General features: G+C 66.2%; 1 protein-coding gene. It reads right to left on the reverse strand.

Going from position 1 to position 509, the window contains the following annotated elements; all coding sequences use genetic code 11:
• Positions 1 to 509: 4Fe-4S dicluster domain-containing protein (locus tag FHG89_RS29275; protein WP_139587637.1), on the reverse strand; the 509-nt coding region annotated here is incomplete at both ends.

Consider the following 509-nt stretch of genomic DNA (forward strand, 5'->3'; position numbering starts at 1 on the left):
CCCGTACACCTCAGGCTCATCCAGCAGCAGGAAGAACGCGGCGTCGCCACCCACACCGTCGTTCGGGTCCTCCCCGTACAACCGCGCCTCGGGCACACCCCGCTCGTGCAACGTCTCGACCCGGGCGGCAGCACGTTCGCGCAACTCCTCCAAGGGCCCGTACTGGATCGATTCCGTCGGACACGCCTGCGCGCACGCCGGCGTCATCCCGGCCCCGAGCCGGTCGTAGCACAGCGTGCACTTCCACGCCCGACCATCACCCTTGCGCTGATCGATCACCCCGTACGGGCACGCCGAAATGCAGTAACCACAACCGTTGCAGATATCCTCCTGCACCACCACCGTGCCGAACTCGGTCCGGAACAACGAACCCGTCGGACACACATCCAGACACGCCGCATGCGTGCAGTGCTTGCACACATCCGACATCATCAACCAGCGGAAATCCGTCCGCCCCTGCGCACCAGAACCCCGCCCCGGCGGCTGCGCACCAGGCATCCCCAGAAACT

It is taken from the genome of Micromonospora orduensis (assembly GCF_006228125.1).
Classification (GTDB): Bacteria; Actinomycetota; Actinomycetes; order Mycobacteriales; family Micromonosporaceae; genus Micromonospora; species Micromonospora orduensis.